General features: G+C 59.5%; 22 protein-coding genes. 13 read left to right on the top strand and 9 right to left on the bottom strand.

Translation table 11 applies throughout. The features are described from left to right. The 3 genes from ACR9ZN_RS08390 (at window position 1) to glmM (ending at window position 2,940) form a co-directional block, all read left to right on the top strand. Complete coding sequence (locus tag ACR9ZN_RS08390; RefSeq protein ID WP_481271876.1) at window positions 1-1,038, top strand: peptidoglycan -binding protein; 1,038 nt, start codon at window positions 1-3, stop codon at window positions 1,036-1,038. Then, window positions 1,035-1,505, top strand: coding sequence for a GNAT family N-acetyltransferase (locus ACR9ZN_RS08385; RefSeq protein WP_454819124.1), 471 nt, complete (start codon window positions 1,035-1,037; stop codon window positions 1,503-1,505). The genes ACR9ZN_RS08390 and ACR9ZN_RS08385 overlap by 4 nt, the downstream gene beginning before the upstream one ends. Before the next feature lie 94 nt (window positions 1,506-1,599). After that, window positions 1,600-2,940, top strand: a complete 1,341-nt coding sequence (glmM, locus tag ACR9ZN_RS08380; protein ID WP_434959848.1) for a phosphoglucosamine mutase — start codon at window positions 1,600-1,602, stop codon at window positions 2,938-2,940. A 41-nt stretch (window positions 2,941-2,981) separates the two neighbouring features. On the opposite strand, the gene ACR9ZN_RS08375 is transcribed toward glmM, so the two are convergent. Both ACR9ZN_RS08375 and ACR9ZN_RS08370 read right to left on the bottom strand, forming a co-directional pair. Next, window positions 2,982-4,289 (bottom strand): MFS transporter, encoded by a 1,308-nt coding sequence (locus tag ACR9ZN_RS08375; RefSeq protein ID WP_454819126.1) that lies wholly within the window; start codon window positions 4,287-4,289, stop codon window positions 2,982-2,984. A 25-nt stretch (window positions 4,290-4,314) separates the two neighbouring features. Then, window positions 4,315-5,373, bottom strand: coding sequence for a histone deacetylase family protein (locus ACR9ZN_RS08370; protein WP_481271875.1), 1,059 nt, complete (start codon window positions 5,371-5,373; stop codon window positions 4,315-4,317). Between the two features lie 482 nt (window positions 5,374-5,855). Between ACR9ZN_RS08370 and ACR9ZN_RS08365 the strand changes: the two genes are divergently transcribed. Further along, window positions 5,856-6,437: a dienelactone hydrolase family protein gene (locus ACR9ZN_RS08365; RefSeq protein ID WP_481271874.1), complete on the top strand. Its 582-nt coding sequence runs from the start codon at window positions 5,856-5,858 to the stop codon at window positions 6,435-6,437. A 170-nt stretch (window positions 6,438-6,607) separates the two neighbouring features. Here ACR9ZN_RS08365 and ACR9ZN_RS08360 read toward each other — a convergent pair whose 3' ends face one another. Then, window positions 6,608-7,078, bottom strand: a complete 471-nt coding sequence (locus ACR9ZN_RS08360; RefSeq protein WP_481271873.1) for an SRPBCC family protein — start codon at window positions 7,076-7,078, stop codon at window positions 6,608-6,610. Window positions 7,079-7,773: 695 nt separating this feature from the next. Here ACR9ZN_RS08360 and rpsU (ACR9ZN_RS08355) point away from each other — a divergent pair. From rpsU (ACR9ZN_RS08355) to ACR9ZN_RS08325, 7 genes are all read left to right on the top strand, one after another. Then, window positions 7,774-8,058 (top strand): 30S ribosomal protein S21, encoded by a 285-nt coding sequence (gene rpsU, locus ACR9ZN_RS08355; protein ID WP_434959852.1) that lies wholly within the window; start codon window positions 7,774-7,776, stop codon window positions 8,056-8,058. 704 nt (window positions 8,059-8,762) lie between these two features. Then, window positions 8,763-8,999 (top strand): hypothetical protein, encoded by a 237-nt coding sequence (locus ACR9ZN_RS08350; protein WP_441771528.1) that lies wholly within the window; start codon window positions 8,763-8,765, stop codon window positions 8,997-8,999. A gap of 36 nt (window positions 9,000-9,035) precedes the next feature. Next, a complete protein-coding gene (locus ACR9ZN_RS08345) occupies window positions 9,036-10,106 on the top strand; it encodes a lysophospholipid acyltransferase family protein (protein WP_481271872.1) in 1,071 nt (356 codons plus the stop codon). A gap of 147 nt (window positions 10,107-10,253) precedes the next feature. Next, the gene (locus ACR9ZN_RS08340; protein WP_441771530.1) at window positions 10,254-10,739 is read left to right on the top strand and encodes a hypothetical protein; all 486 of its coding nucleotides are present in this window, start codon (window positions 10,254-10,256) and stop codon (window positions 10,737-10,739) included. Between the two features lie 119 nt (window positions 10,740-10,858). Further along, window positions 10,859-11,149, top strand: a complete 291-nt coding sequence (rpsU, locus tag ACR9ZN_RS08335; RefSeq protein WP_434959856.1) for a 30S ribosomal protein S21 — start codon at window positions 10,859-10,861, stop codon at window positions 11,147-11,149. Between the two features lie 91 nt (window positions 11,150-11,240). Beyond that, window positions 11,241-11,594, top strand: coding sequence for a hypothetical protein (locus ACR9ZN_RS08330; RefSeq protein ID WP_454819135.1), 354 nt, complete (start codon window positions 11,241-11,243; stop codon window positions 11,592-11,594). Further along, window positions 11,575-11,832, top strand: a complete 258-nt coding sequence (locus ACR9ZN_RS08325; RefSeq protein WP_441771532.1) for a hypothetical protein — start codon at window positions 11,575-11,577, stop codon at window positions 11,830-11,832. Before ACR9ZN_RS08330 ends, ACR9ZN_RS08325 begins: the two co-directional genes overlap by 20 nt. A gap of 55 nt (window positions 11,833-11,887) precedes the next feature. Here the strand turns inward: ACR9ZN_RS08325 and ACR9ZN_RS08320 are convergent, their stop codons facing one another. From ACR9ZN_RS08320 to ACR9ZN_RS08305, 4 genes are all read right to left on the bottom strand, one after another. Further along, window positions 11,888-13,189, bottom strand: coding sequence for an IS4 family transposase (locus tag ACR9ZN_RS08320; RefSeq protein ID WP_481271871.1), 1,302 nt, complete (start codon window positions 13,187-13,189; stop codon window positions 11,888-11,890). Between the two features lie 293 nt (window positions 13,190-13,482). Then, the gene (locus ACR9ZN_RS08315; protein ID WP_434959859.1) at window positions 13,483-13,692 is read right to left on the bottom strand and encodes a cold-shock protein; all 210 of its coding nucleotides are present in this window, start codon (window positions 13,690-13,692) and stop codon (window positions 13,483-13,485) included. A 406-nt stretch (window positions 13,693-14,098) separates the two neighbouring features. Beyond that, entirely contained in the window at window positions 14,099-14,299 is a 201-nt protein-coding gene (locus ACR9ZN_RS08310) for a hypothetical protein (protein WP_434959860.1), read from the bottom strand. A gap of 88 nt (window positions 14,300-14,387) precedes the next feature. Beyond that, on the bottom strand, window positions 14,388-14,594 hold the full coding sequence (locus ACR9ZN_RS08305; protein ID WP_434959861.1) for a hypothetical protein: 207 nt from the start codon (window positions 14,592-14,594) through the stop codon (window positions 14,388-14,390). 563 nt (window positions 14,595-15,157) lie between these two features. Between ACR9ZN_RS08305 and ACR9ZN_RS08300 the strand changes: the two genes are divergently transcribed. Both ACR9ZN_RS08300 and ACR9ZN_RS08295 read left to right on the top strand, forming a co-directional pair. Further along, window positions 15,158-15,406 (top strand): hypothetical protein, encoded by a 249-nt coding sequence (locus tag ACR9ZN_RS08300; RefSeq protein WP_434959862.1) that lies wholly within the window; start codon window positions 15,158-15,160, stop codon window positions 15,404-15,406. Window positions 15,407-16,581: 1,175 nt separating this feature from the next. Then, window positions 16,582-16,959 carry a hypothetical protein gene (locus ACR9ZN_RS08295; RefSeq protein WP_434959863.1) on the top strand — a complete coding sequence of 126 codons (378 nt, stop codon included), beginning with the start codon at window positions 16,582-16,584 and terminating at the stop codon, window positions 16,957-16,959. 309 nt (window positions 16,960-17,268) lie between these two features. On the opposite strand, the gene ACR9ZN_RS08290 is transcribed toward ACR9ZN_RS08295, so the two are convergent. Together ACR9ZN_RS08290 and ACR9ZN_RS08285 are read right to left on the bottom strand one after the other, a co-directional pair. After that, the gene (locus ACR9ZN_RS08290) at window positions 17,269-17,478 is read right to left on the bottom strand and encodes a cold-shock protein (RefSeq protein WP_149250444.1); all 210 of its coding nucleotides are present in this window, start codon (window positions 17,476-17,478) and stop codon (window positions 17,269-17,271) included. A gap of 288 nt (window positions 17,479-17,766) precedes the next feature. Next, window positions 17,767-18,579, bottom strand: a complete 813-nt coding sequence (locus ACR9ZN_RS08285; protein ID WP_454819139.1) for an aminoglycoside adenylyltransferase domain-containing protein — start codon at window positions 18,577-18,579, stop codon at window positions 17,767-17,769. Window positions 18,580-18,788: the final 209 nt, after the last annotated feature.

Genomic DNA, 18,788 nt, shown 5'->3' with positions numbered 1-18,788 from the left:
ATGCCCCTTGGACGCAGCCGCCGCCGCAGCGAGGGCATTAATTACTGGCCGGGTTTCGTCGACGCCCTGTCGACCCTGCTGCTGTCCATCATCATGATCCTGTCGATCTTCGTGCTCGGCCAGTTCTTCCTGTCCCAGGAAGTCACCGGCAAGGACGAAGCACTCAACCGGCTCAATGCCCAGATCGCGGAATTGTCGCAACTGCTCGCCCTGGAGCGCACCAACGGGCGGAGCGCCCAGGAACAGCTTTCGGTGCTCACCAGCGGTCTCGACAAGGCCAATACCGATAAGGCGCGGCTGCAGGGCCTGCTCGACGACGCGCAGAAAGACGCCGCAGCCGCCAGCGCCCAGGGTAGCCAAGTCGCGCAGATCCAGGGTGAACTCGACAGCCAGAAGCGCATTTCCGACCAGGCAATGGCACAGGTCGAACTGCTCAACCAGCAGATATCCGCCCTGCGCCGCCAGATCGCCGCGTTGGAACAGGCCCTCGATGCCTCCGAATCCAAGGACCGAGAGAGCCAGACCAAGATTGCCGATCTCGGCTCGCGCCTGAATGCGGCCCTGGCCCAGCGGGTGCAGGAACTTTCGCGCTTCCGTTCCGACTTCTTCGGCCGCCTGCGCGAAGTGCTCGGCAACCGTCCCGACGTGCGCATCGTCGGTGACCGCTTCGTCTTCCAGTCGGAAGTGTTCTTCCAGGCCGGCCAGGCCACCCTCCAGCCCGAGGGCAAAGCCGAGATGGACAAGCTGGCCGCCGCCCTCCTCGACCTGCAGGACAAGATCCCCAACGATATTCCCTGGGTGCTGCGCGTCGACGGCCATACCGACGACCGGCCGATCAACTCGCCGCAATTTCCGAGCAATTGGGAGTTGTCATCCAGCCGCGCCATTTCCGTGGTGCAGTATCTGATGTCCAAGGGTATCCCGGCACAGCGCCTGGTCGCGGCAGGTTTTGCCGAATTCCAGCCGATCGACATGGCTGGCACCGACGAGGCGCGCAAGAAGAACCGCCGCATCGAGCTGAAGCTGACCGAGCGATGAGCATCGCCGCGGTCACCCTCCGGCCGGCGGAGGCTACCGACGAGCCGGCGCTGAGGTCCCTGTGGTGCGGGGCCTGGCAGGCGACCTATCCGGCCTTCGACTACGAGGCACGCTGGCCGGGGCAGTGGCGCCATTGGCAAGCACTGGAAGCCGAGATCTTCGTGGCCATGCGCGACGAGGACGCCGACGACGACACGATCGTCGGCATGCTGGTTCTGGCGCCGCAGGAGGACGATGCCCTGCTGCTGGAACAGATCGCGCTGCCGCCGGCCGAGTATGGCAGCGGCATAGCCCATCTGCTGATGCTGTTTGCCAAGCAGAAAGCCCGCTCCGTCCTGCGCCTCACCGTCAACGCCTTCAACGAAAGGGCGATCCGCTTCTATGAGCGTGAGGCGTTCGAACGCTGCGGCAGCGGCGTCAATCCTGGCTCCGGCCTGCCGACCTTCGACTATGAATGGCGGCGCTGAAAAGGCAGCCGGCTGTTACGGTTGAACACATTTTTTGAAGCAAATTGCCCGAAGATTCAGGCATAATCACCCCAGAAAGTTTTGGGGTTGTCGCATGAGTCGCAAATATTTTGGCACCGATGGCATTCGCGGCCGGGCCAATAGTGTCATTACGCCGGAACTGGCGATGAAGGTCGGCATGGCGGCGGGCCTGGCCTTCCAGCGCGGCGAACATCGCCACCGTGTGGTGATCGGCAAGGATACCCGACTGTCGGGCTATATGATCGAGAACGCCCTGGTGGCCGGTTTCACGGCTGTCGGCATCGACGTGATGCTCCTGGGCCCGATGCCGACGCCCGCCGTGGCGATGCTCACCAATTCACTGCGTTGCGACATCGGCGTAATGATCTCGGCCTCGCACAATCCCTATGACGACAACGGCATCAAGCTGTTCGGCCCCGACGGCTTCAAGCTGTCGGACGAGACCGAGCGCGCCATCGAGGCCTTGATCGACACCGACCTGTCGTCGCGGCTGGCCGGTTCGCGCGATCTCGGCCGCGCCCGGCGCATCGACGACGTGCGCGCCCGCTACATCGAATTCGCCAAGCGCACCTTGCCGCGCCAGCTCCGGCTCGATGGCCTCAGGGTGGTGGTCGACTGCGCCAATGGCGCCGCCTACAAGGTCGCGCCCGAGGCGCTGTGGGAGCTCGGGGCCGACGTCATTCCGATCGGCGTGGAGCCGGATGGCTACAACATCAACAAGGATGTCGGCTCCACCGCCCCCGAAGCGCTCTCGCACAAGGTCCGCGAGTTGCGGGCCGATATCGGCATTGCCCTCGACGGCGACGCCGATCGGGTTGCGATCGTCGACGAGAAGGGTCATGTCATCGACGGTGACCAATTGATGGCGGTGGTCGCCGCGGATTGGAAGGAAGAGGGCAGGCTCACCCAGCCCGGCATCGTCGCCACGGTGATGTCCAATCTCGGCCTGGAACGCTATCTCGGCGGGCTTGGCCTGCAACTCGAACGCACCGCGGTGGGCGATCGCTACGTGCTCGAGCGCATGCGGGCGCGGGGCTACAATGTCGGTGGCGAGCAGTCGGGCCACATCATCCTGTCGGATTTCGCCACCACCGGCGATGGTCTGGTCGCCGCCCTGCAAGTGCTGGCGGTGCTAAAGAAGGCAGATCGCCCCGTCAGCGAGGTCTGCCATCGCTTCGATCCGCTGCCGCAGATCCTCAAGAATGTGCGCACGCGTGGCGGCAAGGTGCTGGATGATCCCACGGTCGCCAAGGCGATCGAGGGCGCGCGCAAGCAGCTCGGGGATGGCGGCCGCCTCGTCATTCGTCCCTCCGGCACCGAGCCGGTCATTCGCGTCATGGCCGAAGGCGACGACCGCGTGAGTGTCGAGACCGCCGTGGACGACGTGATCGACGCCATCACCAAGGCCGCATGAATGGGAGGCGGATCTTGAGATCCGCCCGCCGCATCATGACCTCAGGATCGGACCTGCTCCTCTTCGATGGGCAGGAAGAGGCTCGACAGCAAGGTTAGCCCGGCGATCACCATGAAGAGCAGCGACAGCGGCAGCCATTGCACACCATAGGTTTTCACCAGCCAGACCCCGACCACGGGCGTGAGGCCGCTGAAGATGGCTCCGCTCAGCGACGAGCTCAAGGAAATGCCGGTGTAGCGCAGATGCACCGGAAAGGCGCGCGTCAGGAAGGGCGCCATCACGGCATAATGGGCGGCGACGAAGAAGGTACCGCCCAGGATGCCGATACGGATATTGCCGAGATCGCCGGTCACGATCAGCATCATCATGGGGATGGCGAAGACAAACGCGGCCGCCGACATCGCCACCAGCAGGATGCGCTCGTTGAACCGGGTGGCGATCCAGGAACCGAACGGAAAGGCGACCAGTTCGAGCACGCCGACCCAGAAAATCACGTTCAGAATGTCGGATCTGGAGATGCCGAGCGACTCGGTGGCGAAGGTCGTCATCAGCGTGGTCAGGAAGTAGAAGCCGGCAACGCCGAGCAGGCATAGGCCCATGCCGAGCAGGAGTGTGTAACGCCGCGTGCGGAAGATCTCCCTGGCTGGCACGATATCGTCCTGCGGTGCTTCCTGTAGCCGCTTGACCAGTTCCGGGCTTTCCTTGATGCCGGCGCGGATGGCGAAGGCCACGATGATCAGCACCGCGCTGGCCAGGAAGGGAATGCGCCAGCCCCAGTTGAGAAAATCCTCCCGCGGCAGATCCGAGACCGTTCGAAAGGCGAGCGCCGCCAGCATCAGGCCGATCGGACTGCCATATTGCGGGGCCGAAGCAAGAAAGGTCTTCCATTTCGGCGGCGCGTGCTCGGCGGCGATCAACACCGCCCCGCCCCATTCGCCGCCGACGGCAACACCCTGGATGAGACGCAAAAGGATGAGCAGGATCGCGGCACTGATGCCGATCGAATCATAGCCGGGCAGAAGACCGATCAGCACGGTTGCTCCGCCCATCAGCAACAATGTGATGATCAGCGAGTTCTTGCGCCCGACCTTGTCGCCGAAATGCCCGAACAGCAAGGCCCCGACCGGGCGAGCCACGAAGCCGATGGCGAAGGTGCCGAGCGAGGCGATGATGCCCATGTAGCGGTCTTCTGACTTGAAGAAGACGTCTCCGAACACCAGGGCAGCCGCCGTGCCGTAGACGTAGAAATCATACCACTCGATCATGGTGCCGACGAAGGCGCCGAGCGCGGCACGGATGGGCTGCCGTTCAGGCGTTTGCTGGCTCTCGGCAGTCACGGTCTGTGTCATGGTATCACTCGCTTATTACGATGGTTCAGCGCGGCGGCCGTGATGCGCGGAAGGCCGAGACGAAGCGCGGCGCGGCTTCGGACACGGCGCTGAGCGAATAGCCGCCCTCCTGCACGATCACGATGGGAAGGGGCAGAGCACCCCAGACAGAGCCGATCGCCTCATAGGCGGCCGTGGTCACCGCGAGCTTGGAGAGCGGATCCTCGCGATGCGCGTCCCAGCCGGCTGATACCACCAGCGCCTCAGCTCCGAAAGCTGCCACGGCAGCGGCCAGCGCCCGGTTGGCCTCGATGAACGCTTCATCGCCGCTACCCTCGGCCAAGGGCAAATTAAGGTTGGCGCCCTCGCCAGGCCCCTCGCCCTTCTCGTCGGCATAGCCGGTGTAATGGGGATAATAGCTCGACGGATCCGTATGGGTGGAACCGAAGAAGACATCGCCGCGGCTGTAGAAGATCGCCTGCGTACCATCGCCATGGTGGGTATCGAAGTCGATGACGGCCACACGCTGAAAGCGCGTGCGTAGCCGCTCCGCGACGACGGCAGCATTGTTGAAGAAGCAGAAGCCGGCGGCACGATCGACATAGGCATGATGCCCCGGGGGACGGCAGAGGGCGAAGCTGTCGAAGCCACCGGCGATGAGATCGTCGGCAGCCGCCACGGCGCTCTGGGCGGAGAGATAGGCGGAGGCGAAGCTATGCTCCGTCATCGCGTTGGACAGGCCGTTGATGTACCAGCCCGTCTGCCCGAGAATGCCCTTTGGGCGCGGGGCGGGACGCGGGCGGAAGGCGGCATCCGCGCCCTGATAGGGGCTGACTGCCGGCAGCACCTCGGGGCCGGCATTGGGCAGTTCCTGGAAGCGGCGATAGGCCGTCTCCAGAAAGTCGATGTAATGGCCAGCATGGACGGCCTCGATCGGCGCCCGGCCCGCATCCCTCGGCTCATCGAGAGTCAAGCCGAGCGCCGTGAGAGATCCGACCAGGGTTTGCGCGCGCTCGGGATTCTCGAGGGCACTGCCAATTCGACCATTGATCATGTATTGGGTCGGGCGATGCGCCATCTGCCTGTCGGAAAAGAACAATTTCATCGAGCAACACTCCGGGCAACAAATGCGAGGTCCTAAGGCATTTTCCAGAAAAGTCGGCAGGCTTTTCGGCTGAGAAAATGCGTCAGAACAAGAAGTCAGAGGAAAAGTGCGATTCGGATAAATCGCACTTTGCTTCAGTCTTGCAGAAGCTGACGAGAACGCCACCCAGGCGGGCACCAGTCCTGTGAATTGGACTGACGAAACAAAGCACCTGGACTTGTTGCCGCTGGCTTGGCACCCCGTTTCGCCGTACTCAATGCCAAGGAGACAGGGTTTTTCAGCCTAACCCTCAATTTGCAACATCGGCGTGGTTATACCAGCTTGCATAATGTTTGACCTGCCATTCCCGGCCGTATCCTCACAAGCATTGCTTGTGAGTGGCAGCGAGGGGAAGGGAATCCAGGGGCCAGTTTGCATACACAGGTCAAACATTATGCAAGCTGGTATGAGGTGCCGGTATCGCTGACAGCCGGAGATCCATGATGGCTGAGATTTTGCTGTTTCATCATGCTCAGGGGCTCACCTCGGGCGTGCAGGCGTTTGCCGAGGCGTTACGGACCGGTGGTCATCTCGTCCACACGCCGGACCTGTTTGACGGGCGTATCTTCGCCAGCATCGAGGAAGGCCTCGCTCATATCAACGAGACCGGCTTCGACGCCATGCGGGCGCGGGCCGAGCACACAGCAAACACCTTGCCGCCGGACCTCGTCTATGCCGGCTTCTCCTTCGGCGTGGTGCCGGCCCAAAGGCTTGCCCAGACCCGCCCGGGTGCACGCGGCGCCCTGCTCTTCTATTCCTGCCTGCCGATCAGCGGCGAATGGGCCTTCGGACCGTGGCCGCGCGGCGTTCCGGTGCAGATCCACGGCATGGACCGCGATCCCATCTTCGTCGACGAGGGTGACTTCCAGGCAGCGCGCGAAATCGTGGAGACGGCCGAGGACGCAGAACTGTTCCTATATTCGGGCGACCAGCATTATTTCGCGGACAGCTCGCTGCCATCCTTCGACGCGGATGCAACCAGCCTGCTCACCCGGCGCGTGCTCGAATTTCTCGGCCGCATCTAGGACAAAAAGCGTTCACATCTGAATGCTTTTTCACCCTAACATCTTGTTTCGACGCGATTTTGCGATTCCGTGCGGCTCCATCAGTGCCGCAAAACGTGTTGGAGCAAAGCGCATTCCGGTGAGAAAGCGCTTTGCTCCGGACTTGGTCGATCAGATCCCACCTCAGCGCATCAGCAATTGTTCGCTTTCGGTGATGGCTTCTCCGACTTGGGCTGCCCCCTGCCGGTGGCGATCAGATCCCGCAAGCTGCCATTGATGTAGGCGTGCCAGCCGTCAGAGCAGGCATCGTAGCATTCATAGTCCGGCACCAGTCCCAGATGGGTGAAGGTGACCTCGGTCTGGCCCCCCTTCCTGGAAATCTCGAAGACGATGTCGGTCCCTTTCCACTCGGATCTGTCCTGCGTGAAGCTGAAATAATTGTCGAGCACATGCCAGACGACCTTGCGGTTCGGTATCATCTCGCGCAGCTGGATCTCGCAGCGATGGAGGTCTTGGAAGTGATATTTGAACTTCTCGCCGACCCGCGCTGTCCGGCCCTCGATCTCTTCCGACCACCAGCCGCGTACATCATTGATGGCGCTGAAAGCCTGGGCCGGCGTCTGGTCGACCGTGAAACTGGTGGTGTAGCTGCTATCCGTCATGGCTGCCTCCCGTTGTCTGGTTCAATGCCGGGATTGTAGGAAGGCCAGGTGAGCGGCGTGAGTTACAAGCATGGCGGGATTCGGAGCGTTCGAGATTGCCTCCCTCCTGGCCCCATGCTCGATTCAACGAGGTCGAAACGGCCGGCTCCATCTCCAAAGCACGGATCAATCCAGGAACGCCGGCCGGCAAGTATCCCTGGCCATGCAGCTATCGGGTTCCGAATTCGGCACCCTGCATGCGGCTATCCGATCCTAGCTATCCCGGGGTGAATGGTGTACAACCATCGGAAGATGGAGCGAAATCAGCGTATGAGACGCTGCCCTAGTTGAGACATGCTCCACAATCGGCGGATTGACCAAAGCTCTTACGGCATCGTGCCTGCAAGCTGCGATTTTTCCAGAAAACTGCAGCTCTTCTCCCGGCTTTGTCACGGCGCGCCGTGGGACGGGTTAAGTCCGTGGTGGGCAATTTGAAAGGTGCCTGCCTCCTCCAGAGCAAAGCGCGTTCAAACGTGAATGCTTATTTGCTCTAGCACCTTGTTCCGACGCGTTTTTGCGATTCTTGGTGTTTCCAGGAAACCACAAAACGCTTCAGCTCCGGCCGATCAGCGCATTTGATTGGTGCAAGACGGTTACGATTCATCTTTGGGCCGGCGCCGCGTTCGGCCCTTTTGTTTTTGGTATTTGGAGATTTTATGCTGATACTCGTTCGTGAGAACAACATTGAGCAGGCGCTCAAGGCTCTCAAGCGCAAATTGGCACGCGAAGGCGTCCTTCGTGAACTGAAGCTGCGCAGAGCTTATGAAAAGCCGTCCGAGCGCAAGGTGCGCGAGAAAGCGGAAGCTATTCGTCGCGCCCGTAAGCTCGCTCGCAAGCAAGCTCAGCGCGAGGGCCTGCTGCCCGCGCCCAAGCCCAAGGTTCCGTCGAGAGGACGGGGAGCCCTGCCGAGAAGCGCCCCCCCGATTGCCGCCAAGACGTGATTATCGCCTGGCCAGCGTCCTTCGGTGCGCCCGAGGCTCGCGGAATTTGTGACACGGCGAGCGCCGTCCCGACACCTCCAATGCATCCAAGGAGGAGTGATTGACGAAGCATACGTTTCAGGTCGGCGATATCGTCATCCTTCATTCGTCTATCTCAAGACACGAAGAAGGAACATATCAAGTAACCCGACAAATGCCCTCGGACGGCCCCGAGCCCGCCTATAGGCTCAAGGGTGTGGCGGATTCCCGCGAAAGGGTGGCTCAGGAACACGAACTGCGCGCTTCCAGGCAAGGCATCAGCCCTGTAGCGGACTCACCCGAGAGTACTCTGCGTCCCAGTCGTACCAGACCGACGCGCCGGCAGACTTGAGATAGTCACACGGGGGGACGCAGGCCCCCGGGTGATTGCCCTTGCCGGCTGCAAACCATTGGGCATCTGGCCGCCTTTCGATGAAGAAGGAGAGACAGCTTGCCCAAAGGCGTCACTTCCGTGGAACGGATCTGTCGGGCGAGGTGTCGTTATCACGGGATCCCCGACAATGCCGCCGCCTTTGAGGGCAAGCCCCCTGTGAGAGTCCCATCGAGGCCAGGCTCACCACATGCTGAGGGCCTTTCGCGAGGGCGATCAGATCAGCGACGACCTTGTTGTAACCAGACGGATCGTTCTGCACTGAGGTAGCGGTGCCGGTTCGCGAAAGGTGGCTATGACGAAAACCAAGAGTTCCCACCTGGCGTGGGAGGAAAAATACGCGGCTCTCACAGCAGCCGCGCAGGAGATCATCGATCGCGAAGTCTCGGACCGCGACAAGAAGACCGCGCATCTGAGAGAGCTCAGACTCGCGCAAGAAGCAAAAATAACGGAAGACGGCCAAAGTCACGATAAGCCGGCTGGCTCTGCCGCCAAGCCTCGTCGCGTGCAGCGGGCCAAGACCCAGCGTTAGGTTCAGTGATGTGTGCCCCCAATGGCGGTAGCGGCGATGGATCTCGCCGGATGCTGGCAAAAACATATGTCGGACGCGAATGCCGGTATCGACCGGCGGGCGACTCCCTCCATCTCGCACGCCCAACGCCCTGGTACGCGCTTCTCGTACATCGCCGTGACATTTGGTCGAGCCAGTGGCTTCATTGCGATGATGCTCAACTTGTTGGATATATCTAACGTGATCCCGTCGGAAACAGGGCGCAGCTGGCGAAACAGCAAACACGCCGCCGAATATCTCCTGTTGCGCGGCCTCGTCGGCCTTCTGCACATCCTGCCGCTCGACTTCGGCTCCTGGGCCATGGGTTCCATGTGGCGCCTGGCCGCGCCACGATTACGCCGCCACGAACGCGCATTGCAGCATCTGGCTGCGGCCTATCCTGCAAAGAATGCCACCGAAATCGATGCACTGGCGCGCACGATGTGGATGCATCTGGGGCGGACTTTTGCCGAAAGCCTGATGGTGGATCGCATCGTCAAGGCAGGGCGGATCGAGGACGCGAGCGGTCCGCTAATCGAAGCGGTGAAAGCCACCGGCAAGGGCGTCGTTTTCGTCTCGCTCCATACCGGAAATTGGGAACTCGTCGTTATTCCGACGGTGACGAGCGGCATCAAGGTTGCCGGCGTCTACCAGCGCATGAAGAATCCGAAGGTCGATGACTACGTCGCACTCGTGCGCCGAGACCGCTATCCGCGCGGACTCTTCGTCAAGGGTGCGAATGTCGGCAAGAAACTGCTGCGCATCGTGCGCAGCGGCGGCGCTATCGCATTGCTGGCTGATTTGCGCGACCGCAACGGGCTCTCCGTCCCGTTTTTCGACCGGCCAGCTCCCTCCACCACCTTTCCTGCCCTGCTTGCCCGAGGCAGCGATGCCCTGCTGGTCGCGGCCCGAGTCATCCGGACGCGCGGCGTGCGCTTTCGGATCGAGGCCGAGATCCTCGATGTGCCCCACACCGACGATCGAAATGCCGATGTCGACGCGGCAACACATCAGACTCACCGGCTCTTCGAAAAATGGGTGCGCGAATATCCCGAACAATGGATGTGGGCCCACCGCCGGTGGGGATAGCGGCCATGCATCGAGAACGATTATGACCGGTATTAAGATACGGCCTTACTCAATGTCTCCAAGACGGCATCAAACTTAGCCTCCAGAGATTTCGTCGTAATTTCAAATATATCATGACAAATCTGAAACCTGATGATAGTTTGAGATATGTCAAAACTAGATTTTTTTGTTCCTTCTGAGCTTTTTGTAAAATCAAAATCTGCCGGATGGACTCGAAATTCTCTAAAATATCGACGGTTTGACAGCCTCGCCTCGGCCGTAAAATTTGCTATGGACGAGTATGGAGCCAATCTTAACGGGACCTCCATTCATACGAATACGTGCGAATATACAGGTTCCGCCATTCGCTCTCTGTATGAGAACGAAGACTATCCGCTCGAGGGAAGGTATGCCGTCCTAGGTGGCGCCAAAGGCGGCGCGCCTTCGGCTTCTCGAAACCCGCAAGCGACAAGCCATAAGTTCAACATCGGCGACACCGTCATCTATTTGCGTCCGGGCTTGGTGGGTCAGAGCGGCTATTACGAAGTCGTCAAGGTCCTTCCCGTCGAACATGCGGAACCAGCCTATCGCATCAAGAGCAAAAGCGACCAGCATGTGCGTGCTGTCAAAGAGCGTGAAATAACGCCCGCGTGACGGCTCGATTCCAGTCGGCCGATTGAGATCGGTTCGATTCCAAAAAATATCGGCCTTTTGGAGCAACAGACCACGTTCGGGATGGCTCCCATTTTACCAACCGAAAAGGAGACGACTCATTGCAAGTGCTCGTGCGGGACAACAATGTCGAACAGGCCTTACGCGTATTGAAAAAGAAGCTGCAGCGAGAAGGTCTCTTCCGCGAGATGAAGCGCCGCAGGGCCTATGAGAAGCCTTCAGAAAGAAAAACCCGGGAAAAGGCCGAGGCGGTGCGCCGTGCCCGTAAACTCGCGCGCAAACAAGCCCAGCGCGAGGGTCTTCTCCCGCGTCCCAAGCAACAGGAAAATGCCGCCAAGCGCAACGGCCCAGGGCGCGCGCCTCTTCCGGTGAGCCCCGCCAAGGTTTTGTGACATCTTCGAGATCTCCCCTTGCGATGAACCGTTTCGTCGTCGCAAGGGGACATTGCGCATTCATCGGATCGTCTGGACGCGCGAAGCAAGGATGGCTATTCCACGTTCCACTCTGGGGCGTTGGGCCGGAAGGCGGACGCCGGTTTTCGGCAAAAACGATGCGATAACAACAAGACGCCGCATCAATGCCGCTTCCGAAGCCGGGTCTGATGCTGTCGAGCAAAACGCTCAAGGGAATGCGATGGCGAAGCCTGTTGACCCTATCGAGCGTGTTTGCCGTGCCCTCTGCCGCCATCACGGCCAGTTGAAAGACTCGTCATTTGACGGCAAGCCAATATGGGAATCCTATCGTGACGAAGCGATGGCGATCTTCTGGGCGCTGAAGGATGGAGACTGGTTGCCGAACGGACTCGTGGTGAGGAAAGATGATCGCCACTCGATCTAATGGCCTTGCCCGCGCAATGACACGGGCGCGCATGGATCCGCCGTGGCTTGCCAAGCGAGTCGGTGTCGATCCGGCCGTTCTTGAAGCCTGGATCAAGGGGCACGAACCGATACCGCGCGAGATGGCGGTAAGGCTCTCGGCTAAGCTCAAGACGACCGTCGCCGACATTCTGTTTGGCGTCGACTATGACCAAACCAGTAACGGCAGCGGATGGCAAATGAGGCGCCGAGGACGTTGACGGATATTTTGCCCGGCGGGACGCAAAAAAGGCCGGGCGCGAACCCTAATGCGGTTCACTTAAGAGCCTTGACGAACCGAGTGGCATATTTTTGAGATCGGCTTTTCACGGCACGGGGGTATGTTCGCCCCCGTTTTTGCTGCAGGAGCAGGTCGCCGAGGCGGTTGCGTAGGCGAACGAGGTGGGCGGGTATTTTGCCTGGGGCCTCGATCGCCATCCAACCCCATTCATGGCGCAGATAGTGGAGTGCGGTGGTGAAGCTGAGTTGGGTGGGGTTGACCTCAGCCTCGCCCGCCACTTCGGCCATCTCCAGCCGAACCAGATTATAGGCCAATAAGGCGCCCCAGATTTCCTGATAGACGGTCTCGGGTGTACCGCCGCGCAGGGTCAACTCGCTGCCAAGCATATCCTGCTTGATCTCGCGATAACTCGTTTCGATCCGCCAGCGTTCTTCATATTGATGCACGATCTCATGGGCTGGATAGGCTTTGGTATCCATGAGGGACGTTAAGAGGATACGCTTTTTGCCATGGCGGTTGGTTGTCTCGATAGCCCGTGCCTCCCAGAAGGCCGGCAAGCTCGGGGCGGCTTTGCGCGCTTGCGGGGAGACGCTCATCCGCACTCGGTAATCGTTGGGATTTGCATCCAGCCGCTCCCATACCAGGGATCTCTTGGCCGGGATCAGCCAATGACGCTGCTCCCCCGTCATCTGAAGCTGCAGCAGCAGGCCGGCACTGAAGAAGCCCTTGTCGAACACCGTCAGGGATCGGTCCGGTACTCCGACAAGCAGATCCTTGGCATAGAGCATTTCGTTCTTGCCATAGACCCCGAATACCGCATCGCGAACCAGATGAGTGGCAAGGGCCGTCAAGATGAGGAGGCGCACCTGCGGATAGCTTGATACCAACCCCTCAGAATGAGCCTGGCCGCCAAAATGCGCGCGGTTTTCCACGCTGTCGCTGGCACGCAACGTGCTCCCATCCAGCGCATAGCGGGCAAGACCGCGCCAAGCCTTTCCCGGCTGGTGACGCTCATCCCAGCACGAGGCACTCATTGCAAACAACTGGGCGAGAGGCGCTCGCCCCAAGCGTTGGCGCGCCTGGGTCAACGCACTCTTGGCTATGTCCGGATTAATCGCATCCGGCAACGCCAGATCAAGATGGGCGGCCACTTCCGCAATGGACTGATGTCGGTATAGCGCTAATGCGATAACCAGCCAGACAACCTGCTCGGCCGGCAGCTTGCGTTTGCGAACGCTGGCCTTGCCCGTCAGCGCAAGCGCCTGCGCTATCCAGTCCACATCAAGCGATCGCGATAAGGCCGAAAGCTCGGGATAGCGACCAATCGTGTGCGTCATTCCAAAACAAAATCAGGGTGGGAAACAAATCCCACCCTGCCTCGTAAATCCTACTTTTTCGTGCAGCCCATCCTTAAGTGAACCGCATTAGGGCGCGAACCCGACCTCCTTCGAGCGTCTCCGCAGACTATGCCAGTACATCCGTGGTCAAAGACTGCAGGCGCTGCAACAAAGTGCGTTCATGATCGAACGCCTGTTTGCTCTAACTCTTTGTTTCCAAGCCAATCCATGGGATTGGCTGGAGCATCTTTGCGATTCTTGGCATCACCGCCAAATCGCAAAACGCTTTAATTCTATACGGTCTGCAGATTCTCGGCAGAGGCCTTACCGCTACGGCTATCCGTGACGACGTCAAAGCTGACTTTCTGGCCTTCGCGAAGTTCAGACATGCCGGCTCGCTCGACAGCGCTCACGTGGACGAAGACGTCCCGGTTGCCATCTTCAAGAGCGATGAAGCCATATCCCTTCTGGGAGTTGTACCACTTGACGATACCTGTGTTCACGACGATTTCCTTTCAATCGACATAGATAAACCTGCCCATTGATATCAATGGGCGCTACATTTCTACCGAAATTGTCAGGGGGAATCGTCAAAGGCGATTTAAAGATCGCCCGGTAATTCATCAGCAAGATCGATACTTCTCTATATATCTTAAACATGTTCGAAACAAGGTGGCCGTGAGTTTAATTTCTATTGGAGAAATGATTGAAGGAATTGTCGTCATGCTTGGCTTTAGGTCGCCCCGCTCGGCGCTCATTTGCGCCTGTGGAAGCCCCGGCTGCCCCCTGCCCGGCCTCGCTGCCTTCTTTCCGGAGCACCGTGCGATCTCTCCCAATCGCGCTTTTCCGTTAACTTCCTGTTTTGCCTAATGTCTTAAGTCAAAAATCGATCAGCTTTCCTGGAAACTACTATCGCTTGTCCTCGATGCGGTTACGTGGAAAGACAATCAGGTCGCTGGTAACGCCATAAGACAAAAAGCGACCTCGGTGGTCATAGACAGGCACTGCCCGGGCTCCTGCGCATTGTCCGCGCTCGGCCCAATAGGCATTGATCGTCGTGGCCTGGCGTTCTGCTTCGTCCAGCGACGAGCCCTGGTCGATATTGCTCACGATAAGGTCCCCCTGCGGCGCAGATCCTGGGCCGGGCAGGTTGTGCTGAAATATGATGCTCGCATTCGCTTCCACTTGCGAAAAAATTTCACCGCCGTGGCGCTGACCCAGCCTGATGTGCGGCTTTCATCGCATCTCTAATTTGCTCAAACCGTAAATTTGACAGGATTTCTTCAACAACCAGGCGATGATCATCCAACACATCCGCGGCCGGAAGTCCTGTAAAATGGATGATGCTTTCCCCTCGCTCGGAGTCATCCATCCGATCGATGGTTTTATTGCCTTTGATAGTCATGTCGCGCCTCAAACGATTCCGTTGCAGGCGAGAGGATTGAGGCCGCTCCGCCATCGACGCCTGTTGGGTACCCCTGTGTCGATGATGTCTGACATAATGCGCTTCTTGGCGTCATTCCCCTAGTCAATTTTACATGACATAGGCTGCACGCATCTAAGAGATCTTGCACTTCAGATTGAGAAATCCGTGATCCGATCGGCCCCTCAAGAAGTCACGTCTATAAATATAATCGTAGGTCCATCGCCCAAAAGCTGCTACAGTTCTTGGCGAATGATACCTCTCGACAATTTGATCTCTCGGCTCGTGACTTCTGATCGTTACGCCTGTGATCAACATTGAATTTTGCATATTTTTGTACGCTGCCATTTTCGCCGTTCAATTCATGCAGCGATCACCCTTTATTACGTGATCGACCTCTCGGCGACATTCGAGCGACAGCCCCTATTCTTGCAAGCATGGATTGATGCCCTTCTCCCTTGAGGAGTGGCTGGCTCTCTCCGTTACATCCTGTTCTGTATCTCGCTGGCCGAGACGAGCGGTCGCCACACTGCTGGAGGATCGAAATGTCGAACGACAATGTGCATTTCAATGCCGAGGAGTTCGAGCGGGAACAGAATCAGGGCTATCTGGACGGATGGCAAGCCGGCGGTAAACAGCCGACGCGTTCACTGAAACATCGAAGCGCCAGCTATCGATATGGCTGGTCTAATGGAAACGATGACCGCCTCGGCAAGGCGAGAGTGTCCGGCGAGTTGAAACTCATGCACGCCAATGCCGTGCTTGCAGTCGACATGGCCTGGAGCGCCACATGACTGCTGGGCCCTTTGGAGATCAAAAGCTGAATGGACCCGGCGCCACGGTCGGCGTTTCCAGGCGGATTCTTCGATGCGAGGCTGAGATTGAGCCGCTCTATCTCCTCTTGGTGAAAGCCGCGACCGAAGTCGGGTGGAGCATGCCGAGATTGCGATTGCCGTCACCCGCCTCGCGGATCTCTCGCTCATCGGCAGGGAGCCCCGACGTTGCAGGCGACGCAATGATCGAGCATTGAACTCCGGTCACCCGTTCTCGTTTCACATGTTGCAGGGCTGGGAGCGAGTCTGCCATGCCCTCCAGGACTCTCGGATATATGGATCAGACATGGTCAAGATCGCATTCTCCGAAAGCCTCGCGAGGGGAATTGATGTCCTCACGGAAGGAGGCAAACGCTATGAGTGAAGACAAAGGGCGACCGAATGAATGGGCTGCCAATCATGAGGCAATAGATACGGCAGCCCGATTCAGGATTGATACGGACGCGCTCACCCGCGACGAACAGATAGCCAGACTCAAAGCCCTGCGGCTGGCGCGCGAAGCCTCTCAGCCCAAGGTAGGCGCCGTGGTCAAACCGTTACGATCCAGCAAGAAGCCAAGACGGGCAAGGACCCAACCGCACAGGGGGTGAACATCGCGCCGAAAAGTGGGCACCGGTTTTCGAAAAAAAACGATGCGGCAACAGTAACCCATGGCATCGGTCAGACTTGAGCGTCCAAACCCGCACAGATTTGAGCGCAGGCGGCCACCTCGGAGGCCGATAGGCAACCGGGGCTCTTTCGACTGCGCTGACCGAGGTCCAAGCCGGCGCGACGACGGATCCCCGTTGCCGGAGCTCCGCAGGATCCAGGCCGATGTTCGTTTGGCATTGTAAAAGGAAGGAACGCAACAAAGGCGCTGGTCTCGCACGAAAGGGAGCTCCGACCAGAGGCTCAGTGGTTCGCATCGCCCCTGGCCGGTTCCCACCGGGAGAGAGCGAATCCCTGCAACCAGCGCAGGACATCTATCAGATATGCAACTGCGTGTACGATAAATTGGGGTGCTGATTAAGGGCTGCCGGGTCACGTCCCGGCAGGCCCGTTCGTTGCGGCCGCCCCCCTCAGGCCCCTGGATATAGGCGGCACTTATGAGGCACCCGGCTTGTAGGCGGGCATGAAAACCCGCACGTGCAGGCCCAGTGCCGACAAGACCTTTCCATGCCGTCTCGTCAGTGAGACGGCAACACACTAAGCTGATCGGCCGTCTTCATGGCGTTCAGTTCGCGCTGCCGAGCCGTCCGCTCAAATGGCTCTCCGAGACTCTTGATCCTATAAACCGGCTCCAAGCCGTCGGCAGGCAGAAGCCGGATGATTTCATAGGCCTTGTCCTGCTCGCAGACAGGAGCAAGCCTCAAGGTGACGAAATCGCCAATCCCAAAAACATGTATGCCCATCCTCTGCCCTATGATTCGATCGTGTTCTGGAATGGGTGTGGCACTGCCGCCGCCATTCTCCCGTGGATCGGATTTCAGCGTTCAACGAAGCAGATCTGGAAGACGAAAATGCTTGAGCTTTGATGGAGGCAGGCTTGCGGACGAGCTTGAGGCTCGCCGCATCGTATCTGCCCTTGTTGCAGAATTTTCACCCGATCGGCACTCCCCGTCGCGAATGTCGATGAGCGAAAGCCTCACACGGAAGTCTCGGCATCATGAGCCGTCGTTGAAGACGACCATGCCACCGAACGTCCGCGGCGTCCCCTAGAGCAATGCACATTCATGGCTGAACGCTTGTTGCTCTAGCTCCTTGTTCCCAAGCCAATCCGTTTGATCGGCTTGGGCGTCTTTGCGATTGGAGGCGTTTCCGTCTCATCGCGAAACGCTTCGGGGTCAGCCCACCCTGAGGTCGCCGGCCGATGATTTGCCGGTCTTGCGGTCACGAACCAGTTCGAAGCTGATCTTCTGACCTTCAGCCAGCTCGCGCAGACCAGCGCGCTCCACAGCGCTCACATGCACGAAAACGTCGGGTGTTCCGTCGTCCGGCTGGATAAATCCATATCCCTTGGTGGAGTTGAACCACTTAACAGTACCTGTGCTCATATCGTGCCCTTTTTGAACTCCCTTCGCACCTTCCAGGTGGAGGACTATGCCAAGTCACGTCGGTGGAAGGCTGGCTTGATTCAAGGGCTTATTGGCCACTGAAGATCGAGGTCACCGGCCAAAATCGACGGTTTCAGTGTGCGCCGAGCGCCGGAGTCCGTCAAGCCGCAAGTAACGCGCCATAAGTAACTCGCCGCAAGTAACCACCGGGATCGGCTGCCTTGGAATAGGCGGCCTCCATGCCGCCCGTGATCGATCCGCGGCCCCCGCCTACGTTCCCTTTGTCGCTCAGGCTACATGGGTGGACTGCATATAGTTGCGAAAAGCGATGAGCGGTTCGCGGTGCCAGGGGCCGCCCGACAATTGCCTTTCGCGCTGTGTCCGCGGCCAATCGGAGGCCCGGTAGGCGGCAAGAGCCTGGGCGACCACAGCCCTGTGCTCCTCCGGCAAATGCGTCAGAGCCCATTCGCCAGCTTCCTCCTTCCCCGGCACGATGTGATCCGCGGCCTCAGCCATCATCGCCCAGCGGCAGAGATTGAGAATGCCGTAATAGGGCGAGGCGAGGATATTCTCCCCCTCCAGGATCCAGGCGATGTCGCCCCATACCGAGGCCAGATAGTCGGCCCATGAGAGGTCGCCGATCGCCTCCGAGGGAGGTGGGCCATGCAGGCCGACGCCGCGATATTTAGCGACGGTCAGATGCGCGATCAGATCTTCGTCGGTCGGCGGCCTGCCGCCGGACCACGATTGCGGTGCGGTGGTGGTCTCGCTGAAATGCACCAGATAGGGCAAGGGATGTTGCGGTGATCTGGCGTCATCAGCCCGTATCACGCTGACCTCGAGGCCGCCGGCATAGGGCCTGCGGCGATGGAGGCGTTCGAAAACGGCATAGAGCAGGCCGGCCTCGTCAACCGTCAGATCTTCCACCAAGACGAGAAGATCCACGTCGCTCTTGGGCATGCGGAAACTGCCCATGGCCAGCGAACCGTGCAGGATGATGGCCGAGAGCCTGTCTGCCAGCGCGCCCCTCAGCGCGGCGACGACTTCATCGAGATAGGAACGCAGCGTCTCCTCGACATCCTTCGAACTCGAACCGGACATGTCCCGCAATGACCTCCCTGTCTCGCCGCCGATGGTATCGACTGGCTTGAGAAATTGATCAAAAAGCCGCGGAGACCTCGACTTTTGCCACCATCGGGTTTGTCCCACACCGAACAAGTTGTCCGGTGTAAATCCAGAGCTGCCCTCTCGACGCGCAGTGGTGCCTGAATGCTCGGGTCGAAACCCGGGCATGACAAAATGAGGCTTTT

The sequence above is a fragment of the Labrys sp. HAY1-8F genome (assembly GCF_056754975.1).
Note: the sequence above shows the minus strand (reverse complement) of the source record. Positions and strands in the feature narration are given on the sequence as shown.